This window comes from Pseudomonas sp. MONT-RG-20F-20-E-7-02 (assembly GCF_022662395.1).
In the GTDB taxonomy this organism is placed as follows: domain Bacteria; phylum Pseudomonadota; class Gammaproteobacteria; order Pseudomonadales; family Pseudomonadaceae; genus Aquipseudomonas.
In genome coordinates this window covers 300210-317683 of the sequence record NZ_JAKNQN010000005.1, presented here as the reverse complement: position 1 = coordinate 317683, position 17474 = coordinate 300210, and the positions used below count along the sequence as shown (strand labels likewise).

Sequence of the window (17474 nt, the reverse complement as noted above, 5' to 3'; positions counted from 1 at the left end):
CCGTAAGGAACAAGCCCGCTTGTGTTAAGCGTACCGAGGCTTAAACGCAGAGGTAATCCAGGATCCCTTCAGCGGCATTGCGGCCTTCGAAGATCGCCGTCACCACAAGGTCAGAACCACGCACCATATCGCCACCGGCGAAGATTTTCGGGTTGCTGGTCTGGTGCTTGTACTGGCCTTGTTCCGGGGCGACGACGCGGCCCTGGCTGTCGGTCTGGATTTCGAACTGCTCGAACCACGGCGCCGGGCTTGGGCGGAAGCCGAAGGCGATGACCACGGCGTCGGCCGGGATGATCTCTTCGGAGCCCGGGATCGGCTCGGGGCTACGACGGCCACGGGCGTCCGGCTCGCCGAGACGGGTCTCGACCACTTTCACGCCTTCGACGCGGTCTTCACCGACGATGGCGATCGGCTGGCGGTTGTAGAGGAATTTCACGCCTTCTTCCTTGGCGTTCTTCACCTCTTTGCGCGAGCCCGGCATGTTGGCTTCGTCACGGCGGTACGCACAGGTCACCGACTTGGCGCCCTGGCGGATCGACGTGCGGTTGCAGTCCATCGCGGTGTCGCCACCGCCAAGTACCACGACCTTTTTGCCTTTCATGTCGACGAAATCTTCCGGCGACTTTTCAAAGCCCAGGTTGCGGTTGACGTTGGCGATCAGGAAGTCGAGCGCGTCATACACGCCCGGCAGGTCTTCACCGGCAAAGCCGCCCTTCATGTAGGTGTAGGTGCCCATGCCCATGAACACCGCATCGTATTCGGCGAGCAGTTGTTCCATGGTGATGTCTTTGCCGATTTCGGTATTGAGACGGAACTCGATACCCATGCCGGTGAACACTTCACGACGGTTGCTCAGTACGGTTTTTTCCAGCTTGAACTCGGGAATACCGAAGGTCAGCAGGCCGCCGATTTCCGGGTTCTTGTCGAACACCACCGGGGTCACGCCGCCACGCACCAGCACGTCGGCACAGCCCAGGCCAGCCGGGCCTGCGCCGATGATCGCAACGCGCTTGCCGGTCGGTTTGACCTTGGACATGTCCGGGCGCCAGCCCATGGCGAACGCGGTGTCGGTGATGTATTTCTCGACCGAACCGATGGTCACCGCGCCGAAGCCGTCGTTGAGGGTGCAGGCACCCTCGCACAGACGGTCTTGCGGGCACACCCGGCCACACACTTCCGGCAAGGTGTTGGTCTGGTGCGACAGCTCGGCGGCGGCGAGGATGTTGCCCTCTGCCACCAATTTCAGCCAGTTGGGAATGAAGTTGTGCACCGGGCACTTCCATTCGCAATACGGGTTACCGCAACCCAGGCAGCGGTGGGCCTGGTCGGCCGAGTGCTGGGGTTTGAAGGGTTCGTAGATTTCCACGAACTCTTTCTTGCGTTGACGCAACAGTTTCTTCTTCGGATCTTTGCGCCCGACATCGATGAACTGGAAGTCGTTATTCAGACGTTCAGCCATGTTAAAACCTCATCAAACTGTTCAGGCGCATATCACTGCGGGTTGGCACGGATGCTGGAAAGCAACGATTTCAGGTTGGCAGCCTTGGGCTTGACCAGCCAGAAACGACGCAGGTAATCATCGAGGTTTTCGGCGAGGTTACGACCCCATTCGCTGCCGGTTTCCTCGACATACTCATCCAGCACGTGCTGCAAGTGGTTCCGGTAGGATTCCATGGCTTCGCCGCTGATCCGCTGGATCTCGACCAACTCGTGGTTGACCTTGTCGACGAAGGTGTTGTCCTGGTCGAGCACGTAGGCGAAACCGCCGGTCATGCCCGAACCGAAGTTGTAACCGGTCTTGCCCAGTACCGCGACAAAGCCTCCGGTCATGTACTCACAGCAGTGATCGCCAGTGCCTTCCACCACGGTGTGGGCACCGGAGTTACGCACGGCGAAACGCTCACCGGCCGTACCGGCGGCGAACAGCTTGCCACCGGTGGCACCGTACAAGCAGGTGTTGCCGATGATGGCACTGTCCTGGGTCTTGTAGATGCTGCCTTTAGGCGGAACGATCACCAGCTTGCCGCCGGTCATGCCCTTGCCCACGTAGTCGTTGGCATCGCCTTCAAGGTACATGTGCAGGCCGCCGGCGTTCCACACGCCGAAGCTCTGGCCGGCAGTGCCGTTGAAGCGGAACGTGATCGGCGCTTTCGCCATGCCTTGGTTGCCGTGCTTGCGCGCGATTTCGCCGGAGACGCGTGCGCCGATCGAACGGTCGCAGTTGCAGATATCCAGGGCAAAGTCGCCACCACTCGCATCGTTGATCGAGGAACTGGCCATTTCGACCATCTTCTCGGCCAGCAGGCCTTTGTCGAACGGCGGGTTGCGATCCACCTGGCAGAATTGTGGCTTGTCTGCCGGGATGTGATCGCTGCCCAACAGCGGCGTCAGGTCCAGGTGGTTTTGCTTGGCGGTCTGGCCTTCGAGGATTTCCAGCAGGTCGGTACGCCCGATCAGCTCTTCCAGCGAACGCACACCCAGCTTGGCCAGCCACTCACGGGTTTCTTCGGCGACGTAGGTGAAGAAGTTCACCACCATGTCGACGGTACCGATGTAGTGATCCTTGCGCAGCTTCTCGTTCTGAGTGGCGACGCCGGTGGCGCAGTTGTTCAGGTGGCAGATGCGCAGGTATTTGCAGCCCAGGGCGATCATCGGCGCAGTCCCGAAGCCGAAACTTTCGGCGCCGAGGATCGCGGCCTTGATCACGTCGAGGCCGGTTTTCAGGCCGCCGTCGGTTTGCACCCGCACTTTGCCGCGCAGGTCGTTGCCGCGCAGGGTCTGGTGGGTTTCCGCCAGGCCGAGTTCCCACGGTGCACCGGCGTACTTGATCGAGGTCAGCGGCGAAGCGCCAGTGCCGCCGTCGTAGCCGGAGATGGTGATCAGGTCGGCATAGGCCTTGGCCACGCCAGCGGCGATGGTGCCCACGCCGGCTTCTGCTACCAGTTTCACCGAGACCAGCGCCTGCGGGTTGACTTGTTTCAGGTCGAAAATCAGCTGCGACAAGTCTTCAATCGAATAGATGTCGTGGTGCGGCGGCGGCGAAATCAGGGTCACGCCCGGCACTGCGTAACGCAGCTTGGCGATCAGACCGTTGACCTTGCCGCCTGGCAGTTGCCCACCTTCACCGGGCTTGGCGCCCTGGGCGACTTTGATCTGCAGCACTTCGGCGTTGACCAGGTATTCCGGGGTTACGCCGAAACGGCCGGTCGCCACTTGCTTGATTTTCGAGCTCTTGATGGTGCCGTAGCGCGCCGGGTCTTCGCCGCCTTCGCCGGAGTTGGAACGCGCACCCAGGCGGTTCATGGCTTCGGCCAGGGCTTCGTGAGCCTCAGGCGACAAGGCGCCAAGGGAAATACCCGCGGAGTCGAAACGCTTGAGGATCGATTCCAGCGGCTCGATCTCGCTGATGGCCAGCGGCGTGTCGAGGGTTTTCACCTTGAACAGGTCGCGGATCATCGACACCGGGCGGTTATCCACCAGTGCGGTGTATGCCTTGAACTTGGCGTAGTCGCCCTGCTGCACAGCGGCTTGCAGGGTGCTGACCACGTCCGGGTTGTAGGCGTGGTATTCGCCACCGTGGACGAACTTGAGCAGGCCGCCTTGCTGGATCGGCTTGCGCGCGCTCCAGGCTTCGGCTGCCAGGGCTTTTTGCTCGGCTTCGATGTCGACGAAACGCGCGCCCTTGATGCGGCTCGGCACACCACGGAAGCTCAGCTCGCAGACTTCTTCGGACAGGCCGATGGCTTCGAACAGTTGCGCGCCGCGATAGGAGGTGACGGTGGAAATGCCCATCTTCGACAGGATCTTCAACAGGCCCTTGGTGATGCCCTTACGGTAGTTCTTGAACACCTCGTAGAGATCGCCCAGCACTTCACCGGTACGGATCAAGTCACCGAGCACTTCGTACGCCAGGAACGGGTACACCGCCGAGGCGCCGAAACCGATCAACACTGCGAAGTGGTGCGGGTCACGGGCGGTGGCGGTTTCCACAAGGATGTTGGAGTCGCAACGCAGGCCTTTTTCGGTCAGGCGGTGATGCACCGCGCCGGTGGCCAGCGAAGCGTGGATCGGCAGCTTGCCTGGGGCGATGTGACGGTCGGTCAGCACGATCTGGGTACGACCGGCACGCACCGCCTCTTCGGCCTGATCGGCGACATTGCGCACAGCGGCTTCAAGGCCGAGGCTCTCGTCGTAATTCAGGTCGATGATCTGACGGTCGAAGCCCGGGCGCTCCAGGGTCATCAGCGAACGCCACTTGGCCGGCGAAACCACCGGCGAGCTGAGGATTACGCGGGAAGCGTGCTCAGGCGATTCCTGGAAGATGTTGCGCTCGGCACCGAGGCAGACTTCCAGGGACATCACGATGGCTTCGCGCAGCGGGTCGATCGGCGGGTTAGTCACCTGGGCGAACTGCTGGCGGAAATAGTCATACGGCGTGCGCACGCGCTGGGACAGCACGGCCATTGGCGTGTCATCGCCCATGGAGCCGACGGCCTCGTAGCCTTGTTCGCCGAGCGGTCGCAGCACTTGGTCGCGCTCTTCGAACGTGACCTGATACATCTTCATGTACTGCTTGAGCTGGTCGACGTCGTAGAAAGCCGAACCGTGGTCGTTATCTTCCATGGTTGCCTGGATGCGCAGGGCGTTCTTGCGCAGCCATTGCTTGTACGGGTGACGCGACTTCAAGCGGTTGTCGATGGCGTCGGTGTCGAGGATCTGCCCGGTTTCGGTGTCCACGGCCAGGATCTGGCCGGGGCCAACGCGGCCTTTGGCGATCACGTCTTCAGGCTTGTAGTCCCACACGCCGATTTCCGACGCCAGGGTGATGAAACCGTTAGTGGTGGTGACCCAACGCGCCGGGCGCAGACCGTTACGGTCGAGCAGGCACACCGCGTAGCGGCCGTCGGTCATAACCACGCCGGCCGGGCCGTCCCACGGCTCCATGTGCATCGAGTTGTACTCGTAGAATGCACGCAGGTCCGGGTCCATGGTCTCGACGTTCTGCCACGCAGGCGGAATGATCATGCGCACGCCACGGAACAGGTCGATGCCGCCGGTGACCATCAGCTCGAGCATGTTGTCCATGCTGGAAGAGTCGGAACCCACGCGGTTAACCAGCGGGCCGAGCTCTTCGAGGTCCATCAAATCGTTGGCGAACTTGGTGCGACGGGCCACAGCCCAGTTGCGGTTGCCGGTGATGGTATTGATCTCGCCGTTGTGGGCGAGGAAGCGGAATGGCTGGGCCAGCGGCCATTTCGGCAGGGTGTTGGTGGAGAAGCGCTGGTGGAACACGCAGATTGCGGTTTGCAGGCGCTCATCGCTCAGGTCTGGATAGAAGGCGGTCAAGTCCGCCGGCATCATCAGGCCTTTATAAATGATGGTCTTGTGCGAAAAGCTGCAGATGTAGTGGTCGGTGTCGGCAGCGTTGGCCACTGACGAGCGACGACGCGAGGTGAACAGCTTGATCGCCATGTCCTGATCGCTCAGGCCATCGCCTGCGATGAACACTTGTTCGATCTGCGGCAGGCGCTCCAGGGCCAGGCGGCCGAGCACGCTGGTGTCGATCGGCACTTTGCGCCAGCCGACAAGTTGCAGGCCGGCAGCCAGGATCTCGCGGTTCATGTTCTCGCGAGCGGCTTCGGCTTTCACCGGGTCCTGGTTGAAAAACACCATGCCCACGGCGTATTGCTTGGGCAGGTCGACTGCAAATTGTTGTTTTGCGACAGCGCGCAGGAACTGGTCGGGCTTTTGAATCAGCAAGCCGCAACCGTCACCGGTTTTGCCGTCGGCGTTGATCCCACCGCGGTGGGTCATGCAGGTCAGGGCCTCGATGGCCGTTTGTAAAAGGGTATGACTGGGCTCGCCCTGCATGTGGGCTATCAGGCCGAAACCGCAGTTATCCTTGAATTCATCGGGTTGGTACAGACCTGCTTTCATAGACACTTTCTCACCAGGCTGCCTCTTATACCGAGGCAAATTTCTTTTCAATTCAACCGGTTACCTTCCACGCCGAACGTACGCCGGCTTAGCGGGGGCAAAAGGGAGGTCATTGTACACACCGACACTAACGCTCACAAATTTAGCGACGAAATGTCGCAAATCTATGTCGCATTTATGAAAGGTTTAAAGCGATATGCTGTGCTAGTCAAAACTTTTTTAATTCTGACCGCTACGACTCAAAAGCTACGTGACGCAGACACCACAAAGCGCGCGGCCTTCAGGGCTGCACGCTTTGTCGTTTTTTTGAGGTGCCGGGAGAGGCGGCCTGGGTAAGGCCGCCGAATCTTCAGCGAGTTGTTGCGAGTTCTTGTTGAACGCTGGCAACAGTGCGAGGCCAAGGTTTACCAGCCTGGACCTTCGCTGGCAAGGCCTTGATAGCGGATTCAGCTGCGGTACGGCTGGAGAAGTTGCCGTAAGTGATCACGTAGAGAGGCTTGCCGTTGAGCACTTTCTTGAAATAACGGTACTCGCCGCCCTGCTCTTTTACGAACGCCTGAGCGTTGGCTTCGGAGCTGGTGCCGAGGATCTGCACCACGAAGTTGCCAGTCGGCTGGCTGGCGTACCAGCTGCTGCCAGCGGCGCCGGCCTTGGCGACAGTGGCCGCTGGTTTCTCAGCAGGCTTGGCAGCCGGTGCCGGTTTGGCGGCTGGCGCAGGTGCTACAGGCTTGGCAACCGGCGCCGGCTTGGCGGTGGCAACGGTCGGAGCCGGGGTCGGCTTGGCAACCGGAGCCGCTGGTTGACCGGCTGGTACGCCCGCAGGCGGCGCGGTCGTGGTCACGGTCGGCGGCGTGGCGCTGGAGCCTTCTACCGGCACACCGTCGTCGCCTTCGGAGATGCCACCGGCTTCTTGGGCGAGCGGGCCGCGCATGACAGGCTGGCCAACCATTGGCAGATTGGTCGGTTGGCCGGAGTTGGCGAATTCGACATTTGGCGTGGGCTTGCCCAGTGGCAACTGCGCCTGTTCGGTTGGCGCGCCGGCGGTGGCGGGTGCCTTGCTGCGACCTGGGATCAACCAGGCGGCGGCGACAGCGACCACGACAACGGCGGAAATAGCCAATACGTGCTTCTTAGGCATAGTAAACCCCATCTTTGGACGCTTAACCGCAGAGCGGCTTGCAATCATGGCTTCGATCAAGGCATCCCGGGCAACCTGGTTGATGGTGCCAGGCCAGCCGTCGGAGCTTTCGTGAATATCAGAGATCTGCGCAGCGGAGAAAAGTTCGATACCCGCCCCAGCGCCCTCAAGGCGTTGAGCCAGGTATTCGCGGGTTTCTTCCTCTTCATATGGCTGCAATTCGATGACGTGAAACAGCTCCTGGTCGCCACTGATCTGCTCCAGATCGGCGATCAACGAAGACTCGCCAAACAGGAACACATGCGGGCGGCCCTCAGGCGTACCCGCCGCCAGCGCCAGCAGCGCTTCCAGGGCGGATTCGTCGAGCTGCTCGGCGTCGTCCACCAGCAGGTAGACTTCCTGCCCGGTCAGGCCCAGTTGCACCACTTGCTTGAGGATCGCGTTCGGCTCGGCGGTCGCCACGTTCAGCGCCTGGGCAACCTGGCGCAACACGCCCGCCGCATCACCCGCACCACGGGCCGACACCACCACGCTCTGTACCGATTGCTTGTTGGTGCTGGCAACCAGCGCCTGGCGCAGCAATGTCTTGCCGCTGCCCAACGGGCCGGTGACCACCAGCAGCAGCTGGCTGTAGCGCGCCAAATGGTGCAACTGGCCGAGCACCGGCTTGCGCTGGGCAGGGAAAAATTTGAAGCCCGGCACCCGCGGAGCAAAAGGGTCGTGGCTTAACTGGTAATGGCCGAGGAACGCCTCGTCGGCATGCAAACTAGTCATCGGGATCTTATTAACCTTTAAGCTGGGCCAGGGCGCGGTAATCCGCTCCCAGCGTGGCCTGTAAAATCTCTTTCGGATAATCGTCGGTCACTACCGCTTCGCCGATGTGGCGCAGCAGCACCAGTCGCAGGCGACCGTCGATCACTTTCTTGTCTATTGCCATATGTTCGAGGAAATCCGCCTCGGTCATCTCCGTAGGTGGAACGACAGGCAAACCGGCGCGCTGGAACAGGCGGATGCCGCGATCGCGCTCTTGGGCGCTGATCCAGCCCAGGCGCTGCGACATGTCCAATGCCATCACGGTGCCAGCCGCCACAGCTTCCCCATGCAACCACACACCATAGCCCATGTGCGTTTCGATCGCATGGCCGAAGGTGTGGCCCAGGTTCAGCGTAGCGCGTACGCCGGACTCCCGTTCGTCGGCATTCACCACCAGCGCCTTGGCGGCGCAGGAACGGGAAATCGCTTCAGTGAGCGCCACTTGGTCCAGGGCGCGCAGGGCGTCCATGTGCTCTTCCAGCCAGGTCAGGAACGGCTCGTCGCAGATCAACCCGTACTTGATGACTTCGGCCAGGCCCGCCGACAACTCGCGCGGTGGCAGGGTGTTGAGGGTCGCCGTGTCGATCAGCACGGCTTGAGGCTGATAGAACGCACCGACCATGTTCTTGCCCAGCGGGTGGTTGATGCCGGTCTTGCCGCCCACCGACGAATCAACCTGGGACAACAAGGTGGTTGGCACCTGGATAAAGTCCACGCCGCGCTGATAGCAGGCTGCCGCAAAGCCGGCCATGTCGCCGATCACACCGCCGCCCAGGGCAACCACGGTGGTTCGCCGGTCATGGCGCGCAGTCAGCAGGCCATCAAAGATCAGTTGCAAGGTTTCCCAGTTCTTGTGGGCCTCGCCGTCAGGCAAGATCACCGAAATCACCGAGTACGCCGTAAGGCTGCGGCTCAGACGCTCAAGATACAGCGGCGCGACCGTTTCGTTGGAGATGATCGCCACCTGCCGCCCGGCAATATGCGGTGCAAGCAGCTCAGGCAGGTCCAACAAACCTTCGCCAATATGGATTGGGTAGCTGCGCTCGCCTAGATCGACCTTAAGTGTCTGCATGTGTCCCCGCGTGAAGATATATGTACGATCGGCAACGCTCGGATCTGACGTCGCCTGATGGCTCTGCGCCACACCCCGAAGGCTGATAGCGCGCCGCCGAGAATAGCGCATTTCGGGTCTGGCTTTAACGGGGTGGCAACTGCTGCAAGCGCTCAAGAATGTCGAGAACCACCATTCGTGGCGGCCGCTCATCGGTTTCCACCACCAGATCGGCGATTTCCCGATAGAGCGGATCGCGCAGCGTCAGCAAATCCCTGAGGGTTTTGGCCGGATCGGCAGTGCGCAACAACGGGCGATTGCGGTCGCGGGCGGTGCGGCCCACCTGCTGCTCGACCGACGCATGCAGGTAGACCACGCGCCCACCGGCGTGCAGCGCCCGGCGGTTTTCATCGCGCATGACTGCGCCGCCGCCGGTGGCCAATACCACGCCGTCGCAGCCGCACAGCTCGGCAATCATCGCCTGCTCGCGGTCGCGAAAGCCCAGTTCGCCTTCCTTATCGAAGATCCATGGGATATTGGCACCCGTGCGCAATTCAATTTCCTTGTCGGAATCTTTGAATGGCAGGCGCAGCTCTTTGGCCAGCAAACGGCCGATGGTGCTTTTTCCAGCCCCCATCGGTCCTACAAGAATCAAATTTCGCACAGAATCAACGACTCACAGCAATCGCCTGGTTATTCATAATACGCGGAGTCAGGAATACCAGCAGCTCGGATTTTCTTTGCGCCACAACATCGCGCCGGAAAAGGCGGCCAAGATACGGCACATCGCCCAAAAATGGCACTTTATCTACCACTTTGCTTTGGGTATTGGAGAAAACCCCGCCGATGACGATGGTCTCGCCGTCCTTGACCAGCACCTTGGCGTTGACTTCGTTTTTCTTGATCGGCGGCACGTCGTTGAGCTTGTTCAGGTAGTCGGGCTCATCCTTGGTGACCTTGACCTCCATGATCACCCAGCCATCCGGCGTGATTTGCGGGGTCACCTCCAGCGACAGCGAGGCTTCCTTGAAGGACACCGACGTGGCGCCTCTGCCGGTGGATTCCTGATAGGGAATCTCGGTGCCTTTGAGGATGCGCGCGGTCTCCTTGTCGGAGGTGACGACCTTGGGCTGCGAGACGATTTCGCCGTTGCCGGTTTTCTCCATGGCCGTCAGTTCCAGGTCCAACAACAGGTTGTCGGTGATATAGGCAATGCCCAAACCAGCAGTGCCGGTGAGTGAGCCCAAGTCAACAAACGGCGAGCTGGACGGGCTCGCCGGTGGTTCAACGCCCTCGGCCAACGGCTTGCCGATGCCGCCCGCGCCCCAATTGCCACGATTAAGGCGCCCGCCCCAGCGCACGCCCAGGCTTTTGTCGTAATCGACATTGGCTTCGACGATGCGCGCCTCAATCATCACTTGGCGCACTGGAATATCCAGCTGCGCCACGATCCGCCGCAGCTCTTCGAGCCGCTCGCCGGTCTGGTAGGCAACGATGTTGTTGGTGCGGTCATCCACCGCCACCGAACCGCGCTCGTCGGTGAGGCCATCCAGGGTCGTCACCGACTGAAACAGCTTGGCCAGGTCCGCGGCCTTGGCGTAATTGACCTGCAACAGCTCCCGGCGCAATGGCGCCAACTCGGCCATCTGCTTGTTCGACTCCAACACCAGCAACTCACGGGCAGCCAATTCTTCAGCGGGCGCCACCAGCAAAACGCCGGCTTTCACGCGCTTGTCCAACCCTTTGGTTTGCAACACCAGGTCCAGCGCCTGATCCCAGGGCACATCCTTGAGTCGCAGGGTGATCGAGCCTTGCACCTCGTCGCTGGTGACCAGGTTGAGCCCGGCCACATCCGCTATCTGCTGCAATACCGCACGCAACTCGATGTTCTGGAAGTTGAGGTTCAGCTTGTCACCGCTATAGGTGCTTGGCACCGCGCTGCCAGGCGGCGGCAGTTGGATCAGATCTACACGGTTGGGCACAGCAAGGGCCATCGGTGTCGTGAACGCTATCCATAGCGCCACACCGAAGGACGAAAAAGTCCTTTTCATTGTTTGATTCCGTTATGAGTTGACGTTTAACACCAGGGTTCGCGAGCGCTCCAGCCAGGCGCCTTGCTCATCCGGGAACAGTTCGGCCAGTTCGATGTGGCCTGCATGAATGGCCATGACTCGACCATGGTTGGGGCCCAGGTAGTCGCCGACCGCCAGCCGGTGCACGCCAGAGGCTGCGCGCAGCAGCGCGAAGGTCTGCACACCACGAGATAACGTGCCGACCATTTCGAACCGGTCGACGGGCACGGCTTCCAGCGCCCCGCGCTTACGCGCTAAATCCGGTGCACGTGTCGGCCGGCCAGGCGCGTGATCGGCCTGTGATGTGGGCGGCTGGAACGGATCGCGCAAGAAAGCCGCGTCGTAGACAAATCGCGGCCCCTGCTCGACAGCCCTGCCAGCCCTGCCGGACGGCAATGTGCTCCGATAAGTCTTGGCCAGAAAATCAAGGCGCAGTAACGGCCCATCAGACCGAAGCACAACGTCGTGCACAGTGACGATCCGCGACAGCCCGCCCAAGCCACTCAAGAATGCTGCCAGGTCGTGGTAGGCGCCAAAAGCACCGAGCTGCACCGGCTCCTCGACATAAAGCGGCTGCAATTGCTCGTCCAACACCGCGACACCCTCGACCACCAAACCGTTGGCAGCCGCCAGCCGAGCGATGTCTTCGAGCAGGCCAGGCATGTCCGACTCGCCGGGCAGTTGTCGTAAAAGACCGGCCACCTGCTCCTGCATCACTTGAGCCTGACGGGTCCGACCCTCAAGACTGTCTGCCAGGCCGGCCTTTTGCGTGAGCGCCTGTTGCAGCGCCGCTGCCTGCGTTTCCAGCGTGTTCAGCCGCTCACGTGCCGGGGCCAGCCGCCAGGTATCGCCCATCAGCCAGACGGACGCCGCCAGCGCACAGGCGAGTAGAACCTTACTCGGCAAGGGCCATTTAGCAGCATTGTGAGAAAGCGTGAACACGTCGAGCCTGGGCAGGCTCAAGGCTGGGCCTCAGTGGATTCGCCTTGGCGCACCATCAATTGAAATTCGTTACCGCCACCCTGACCTTCCGCACGCACGTGCTGCAGCCGAGTGGCGTGGGCGCCTTCAGAGGCTTCCAGGCGGCGCATCAATTGGGCGATATCCTGGCTGGACTCAGCACTGCCGCTGACCTTGACGGTGTTGCCCTTGGCCACCACCTCATGCAGATGCACCCCATCGGGTACCGCACGGGCCAATTGGTCCAATAGCTGGGCACCGGCCGAGCGGGATTCGTGCAGGTCTTGCACGACCTTCATGCGCGCAGCCAGTTGCTGGCTTTGCTCCTGCAAGTCGTCGATGGTCTTGATGCGCGAATCCTGGATGGTGACTTCTTTGCTCAGGTGATTGTTGCGCGTCACCTGCCGGTCAATCGCCTGATCGATCACTTGGTCCGCCAGCCACACCGCCGCGAGCGCCACACCGGCGAAGGCCAGCAGAAATACCAGGAAGTATTTGCGCCGCCGCTCTGCCAGCGCCTGACGCCATGGCAAAAGATTGATTCGTGTCATCCAGCGAAACTCCTCAGGGCCAACCCGCAAGCAATTCCCATCCCGTGGGCATCCACGGCCCATTGTGCGCCATCAACACGATGGCCCGGCGTGAAGCTGGCGAAATCCTGACTGCAAGCGCGCTCCAATGCAAACCCTTCGACATCGACGACTTGTGTCACCAGCCCGGCCGAGGCCAAAACCGCTTCGCGGGCTTCGACTTGTTCCTTGAGGCACGCAGCCAGTAATACCTCGACCCGTGCAGGGTCATGGGCAGATGGGCCGCGTACCTGGAAATCGATGGCGACGTCGTCCAATGGGTAAGGAATGTACTGATCGGCTTCCATCTGGATCATCCAGACCATTTCCTCGTCACTGAGACCTGCTGCCATTTCAATCACTCGGGTGATGACCGATGGGCCTGCCACAGCAACCGCAGCCTGCCGAGCCGAGGTGTTCAGCCGAGACAACGCCAGTTGCAGTACCTGCCCTATGGCTTCAAGGTCCAGCAAAGTACCATCGACGACCGCATTGGCGGGCAACCGCTGGGTGGCGTAGCTCTGAACGCTGTAACCGCTGGAGGAACGGCCCAGCTCGATGAGCTTGATGCCGGTGTCATTGATGTCGACGCCGAGCGTGGTGTCGACTTTTCGCCTGAAAAATCCCTTTCTCATAAAACTCCCTAAAACTTTGTCTGTCATACCGGCAGTCATTGCCTGATTGCCGCCGGGCATCGTGCATTCGGTCGACTTGTTTGAGCGGTGCGAATGACGCCCCAGGCCGAAAATGCTTTAATGCCCAGCGTTTTTTCCCGCTTTTTTCTGCTGCTCGGGTCGATCCATCGTTTGTTATGCATGCCCCGACGCGTAACTCATTCTTTTCTCTGGAAATCCAAAAGCCTTGATTCGTCTGCTGAAGTTTTTCGGGTACTCCATTGTCGCGATCGTCTGCGGGCTCCTGCTCGTACTCAGCGGGGCCTACCTCTACCTTAGTCCGGGTTTGCCCTCCGTAGAGGCACTCAGAAGTATCCAGTTGCAGATTCCTTTGCGGGTCTACAGCAGCGATGAAAAATTGATCGCGGAGTTCGGCGAAATGCGCCGCACACCGATTCGTTTCGCCGACATTCCGCCCAATTTCATCAACGCCCTGCTGTCGGCTGAAGATGATAATTTCGCCAATCACTACGGCGTGGACCCCAGCAGCCTGGTGCGTGCAGCCACCCAATTGGTAAAAAGCGGACACATTCAATCCGGCGGCAGCACCATCACCATGCAGGTGGCGAAGAACTTCTTCCTCACCAGCGAACGCAGCTTTTCGCGTAAAGCCACTGAAATCCTGCTGGCCCTGCAGATAGAACGTCAGCTGACCAAGGATGAAATCCTTGAGCTGTACGTGAACAAGATCTACCTGGGCAACCGCGCCTACGGGATTGAAGCCGCTTCCCAGGTCTACTACGGCAAGTCGATTCGTGATGCCAGCCTGGCGCAAATGGCAATGATTGCCGGCCTGCCCAAGGCCCCTTCGCGCTTTAACCCTCTGGCCAACCCGGCGCGCAGCAAAGAGCGTCGCGACTGGATCCTGGGGCGCATGTACAAGCTGGGCAAAATTGACCAGGCCGCCTATGAAAGCGCCGTGGCCGAACCGCTGAATGCCAGCTACCACGTGCCGACGCCGGAAGTGAACGCACCCTATATCGCTGAAATGGCGCGGGCCGAAATGGTCGGCCGCTATGGCAGCGAGGCCTACACCGAAGGTTTCCGCGTCACCACGACGATTCCGAGCAACCTGCAGGAAATCGCCAACAACGCGGTACGCGACGGCCTCGTCACCTATGACCAGCGCCACGGCTACCGCGGCCCCGAATCACGCCTGCCGGGCAAAACCCTGAGCGCCTGGACCACTGAACTGGGCAAACAGCGCCCGATCAGCGGCCTGGAGCCAGCCATCGTCACCCAAGTGAAGAAAGATGGCGTGCAAGTACTCACCCGCACCGGCGAAGGCCATGTGTCGTGGGACAGCATGAAGTGGGCGCGCCCCTTCCTGAACACCAACAGCATGGGCCCGATGCCCAAGCAGCCGTCGGACGTGGCACAGGTGGGTGATCTGATCCGCGTGCAACGCCAGAAAGACGACAGCCTGAAATTCAGCCAGGTCCCTGTCGCCCAAGGCGCCCTGGTGTCCCTGGACCCGCAGAACGGTGCGATCCGCGCCCTGGTCGGCGGTTTTGCCTTTGAGCAAAGCAACTACAACCGTGCCACCCAGGCCAAGCGTCAACCGGGTTCGAGCTTCAAGCCGTTCGTCTACAGCGCCGCACTGGATAACGGCTACACCGCCGCCAGCCTGGTGAACGACGCACCGATCGTGTTTGTCGACGAGTACCTGGACAAGGTCTGGCGCCCGAAGAACGACACCAATACATTCCTCGGCCCGATCCGCATCCGCGAGGCGCTGTACAAGTCGCGTAACCTGGTGTCGATCCGCTTGCTGCAGGCCATGGGCGTGGGCAAGACCATCGACTACATGACGCGCTTCGGCTTCGCCAAGTCGGACCTGCCGCCCAACCTGTCCCTGGCACTGGGCACCGCGACCCTCACGCCGATGGAAATCGCCACCGGCTGGAGCACCTTTGCCAACGGCGGCTACAAGATCACGCCGTACCTGATCGACAAGGTCGAAAGCCGCAATGGCGACACCCTGTTCACCGCCAACCCGCCACGCGTGCCGGGTGACGTGGTCAATGGCGTGGCGGCGCCCGATGGCATCGCGGCACCGAGCAACGGCGGCATCACCATTGAGCCGACGCCAGGCACAGCGCCAGCGGCCAATGCCACCGCGCCGACCGAGCCACAAGCACCTGCGGTCGCCGAGCGTGTGGTGGATGGCCGTACCACCTATATCCTCAACAGCATTCTGGAAGACGTGATCAAGAAAGGCACCGGCCGTCGCGCCCTGGCCTTGGGCCGCGCAGACATTGCGGGCAAGACCGGTACGACCAACGACTCCAAGGACGCCTGGTTCTCCGGTTACAACGGCGACTACGTGACCACCGTGTGGACCGGCTACGACCAACCGGAAAGCCTGGGCCGCCGCGAGTTTGGTGGCACCGTCGCGCTGCCGATCTGGATGAGCTACATGGGCGCGGCCTTGAAGGACAAACCGCTGCATACCCAGCCTGAGCCGGAAGGCATTCTCAGCCTGCGCATTGACCCGGTGAGTGGCCGAGCAGCGTCGCCAAGCACGCCGAATGCGTACTTCGAACTGTTCAAGAGCGAAGACACGCCGCCGTCAGTCAACGAGCTGGGCAATGGCGTTGCACCGGGCAGCCCGCTGCCGGCGGATGAGGCGGCGCCGATCGATTTGTTCTAACCGCCACTGATCGCTCCCACGCTCTGCGTGGGAACGATCATGTGGGAGCTGGCTTGCCTGCGATAGCGGTCTGCCTGATACACCGCCATCGCGGGCAAGCCCGACTCCCACAGGGTTTACCCGACGTCTGAAGACCGTATTCAAACAGCCACAAAAAAGCCCCGACTCGCGAGAGCCGGGGCTTTTTGTTGGTGCGCTACAACGGCTTAGCCGTTGAACACATCATCCACGCTTTGCAGCGGGTAGTGCTTCGGATACGGCAGGGTGGCCACACCGGTCTCGATGGCGGCTTTGGCCACGGCATCGGAGATCAGGGTGATCAGGCGCTTATCCATTGGTTTCGGGATGATGTACTCACGACCGAACGCCAGTGGAGCACCACCGTACGCATCACATACATCCTGAGGCACCGGCAGCTTGGCCAGTTCACGCAGGGCGTTGGCGGCAGCGACTTTCATCTCTTCGTTGATGCGCTTGGCGCGAACGTCCAGGGCACCACGGAAGATGAACGGGAAGCCCAGTACGTTGTTGACCTGGTTCGGGTAGTCCGAACGGCCGGTGGCCATGATCACGTCGCTACGGGTAGCGTGCGCCAGCTCCGGGGAGATTTCCGGGTCCGGGTTGGAGCAGGCGAACACGATCGGGTTGGCCGCCATGGATTTCAGGCCTTCGGCGCTCAGCAGGTTCGGGCCGGACAGGCCAACGAACACGTCTGCACCGTCGAGGGCGTCAGCCAGGGTGCGCTTGTCGGTCGCGTGGGCAAACATCGCCTTGTACTGGTTCAGGTCGGTACGCTCGGACTGAACAACGCCCTTGCTGTCGACCATGAAGATGTTTTCCAGCTTGGCGCCCATGCTCACCAGCAATTTCATGCAGGAGATGGCCGCAGCGCCGGCGCCCAGGCAGACGATTTGCGCGTCAGCCAGGGTTTTACCGGCGATTTCCAGGGCGTTGATCATGCCGGCCGCGGTAACGATTGCGGTGCCGTGCTGGTCATCGTGGAATACCGGAATGTCGCACTGTTCGATCAGGGCCTTTTCGATCTCGAAGCACTCAGGTGCCTTGATGTCTTCCAGGTTGATGCCACCGAAGGTGATGGAAATGCGCTTAACGGTGTCGATGAAAGCCTGCGGGCTTTCGGAATCGACTTCGATGTCGAAAACGTCGATGCCGGCAAAGCGCTTGAACAGCACGCCCTTACCTTCCATGACTGGCTTGGAAGCCAATGGGCCGAGGTTGCCCAGGCCGAGAATCGCGGTGCCATCGGAAATCACTGCAACCAGGTTGCCTTTGCCGGTGTACTTGTACGCCAGTTCAGGGTCGCGGGCGATTTCACGTACGGGCTCGGCAACGCCAGGGCTGTAGGCCAGCGACAGGTCGCGGGCGGTGGCAGTGGCTTTGGTGAGCTCTACACTCAGCTTTCCTGGACGAGGATGGGCATGATATTCGAGAGCGGCAGTTTTCAAATCAGACATATCGGCATTCCGCTTTTACTGTTGGTCGACGGACCGCCGAGGATACGCGTGTCGCAAAGTCCCTACAAGACTGGGCAGTCACAGGTGTCAAGGGCCCTGCGCTACGACTTTTGGCCAAGAGCCACGGGATAC

The 17474-nt window shown here is 61.0% G+C and carries 11 protein-coding genes; 1 reads left to right on the top strand and 10 read right to left on the bottom strand.

Going from position 1 to position 17474, the window contains the following annotated elements; translation table 11 throughout:
- Window positions 1–40: 40 nt before the first annotated feature.
- From L8I05_RS17120 to pilM, 9 genes are all read right to left on the bottom strand, one after another.
- Complete coding sequence (locus L8I05_RS17120) at window positions 41–1459, bottom strand: FAD-dependent oxidoreductase (RefSeq protein ID WP_242170439.1); 1419 nt, start codon at window positions 1457–1459, stop codon at window positions 41–43.
- Between the two features lie 32 nt (window positions 1460–1491).
- Window positions 1492–5937: a glutamate synthase large subunit gene (gene gltB / locus L8I05_RS17115; RefSeq protein WP_242170437.1), complete on the bottom strand. Its 4446-nt coding sequence runs from the start codon at window positions 5935–5937 to the stop codon at window positions 1492–1494.
- A gap of 349 nt (window positions 5938–6286) precedes the next feature.
- The gene (locus tag L8I05_RS17110; RefSeq protein WP_242170434.1) at window positions 6287–7849 is read right to left on the bottom strand and encodes an AAA family ATPase; all 1563 of its coding nucleotides are present in this window, start codon (window positions 7847–7849) and stop codon (window positions 6287–6289) included.
- Window positions 7850–7859: 10 nt separating this feature from the next.
- Window positions 7860–8960 (bottom strand): 3-dehydroquinate synthase, encoded by a 1101-nt coding sequence (gene aroB, locus L8I05_RS17105; protein ID WP_242170432.1) that lies wholly within the window; start codon window positions 8958–8960, stop codon window positions 7860–7862.
- A gap of 124 nt (window positions 8961–9084) precedes the next feature.
- The gene (aroK, locus tag L8I05_RS17100; protein ID WP_017138567.1) at window positions 9085–9603 is read right to left on the bottom strand and encodes a shikimate kinase AroK; all 519 of its coding nucleotides are present in this window, start codon (window positions 9601–9603) and stop codon (window positions 9085–9087) included.
- Window positions 9604–9607: 4 nt separating this feature from the next.
- A complete protein-coding gene (locus L8I05_RS17095; protein WP_242170650.1) occupies window positions 9608–10933 on the bottom strand; it encodes a type IV pilus secretin PilQ family protein in 1326 nt (441 codons plus the stop codon).
- 69 nt (window positions 10934–11002) lie between these two features.
- The gene (locus tag L8I05_RS17090; protein ID WP_242170430.1) at window positions 11003–11974 is read right to left on the bottom strand and encodes a pilus assembly protein PilP; all 972 of its coding nucleotides are present in this window, start codon (window positions 11972–11974) and stop codon (window positions 11003–11005) included.
- Entirely contained in the window at window positions 11971–12522 is a 552-nt protein-coding gene (locus L8I05_RS17085) for a PilN domain-containing protein (RefSeq protein WP_242170428.1), read from the bottom strand. Before L8I05_RS17085 ends, L8I05_RS17090 begins: the two co-directional genes overlap by 4 nt.
- Entirely contained in the window at window positions 12519–13175 is a 657-nt protein-coding gene (pilM, locus tag L8I05_RS17080) for a type IV pilus assembly protein PilM (protein WP_242170648.1), read from the bottom strand. The genes L8I05_RS17085 and pilM overlap by 4 nt, the downstream gene beginning before the upstream one ends.
- 226 nt (window positions 13176–13401) lie before the next feature.
- On the opposite strand from pilM, the gene L8I05_RS17075 reads away from it, so the two are divergent.
- Window positions 13402–15867 carry a penicillin-binding protein 1A gene (locus L8I05_RS17075; protein WP_159953781.1) on the top strand — a complete coding sequence of 822 codons (2466 nt, stop codon included), beginning with the start codon at window positions 13402–13404 and terminating at the stop codon, window positions 15865–15867.
- 206 nt (window positions 15868–16073) lie between these two features.
- On the opposite strand, the gene L8I05_RS17070 is transcribed toward L8I05_RS17075, so the two are convergent.
- Window positions 16074–17342 (bottom strand): malic enzyme-like NAD(P)-binding protein, encoded by a 1269-nt coding sequence (locus L8I05_RS17070; RefSeq protein ID WP_159953780.1) that lies wholly within the window; start codon window positions 17340–17342, stop codon window positions 16074–16076.
- Window positions 17343–17474: the final 132 nt, after the last annotated feature.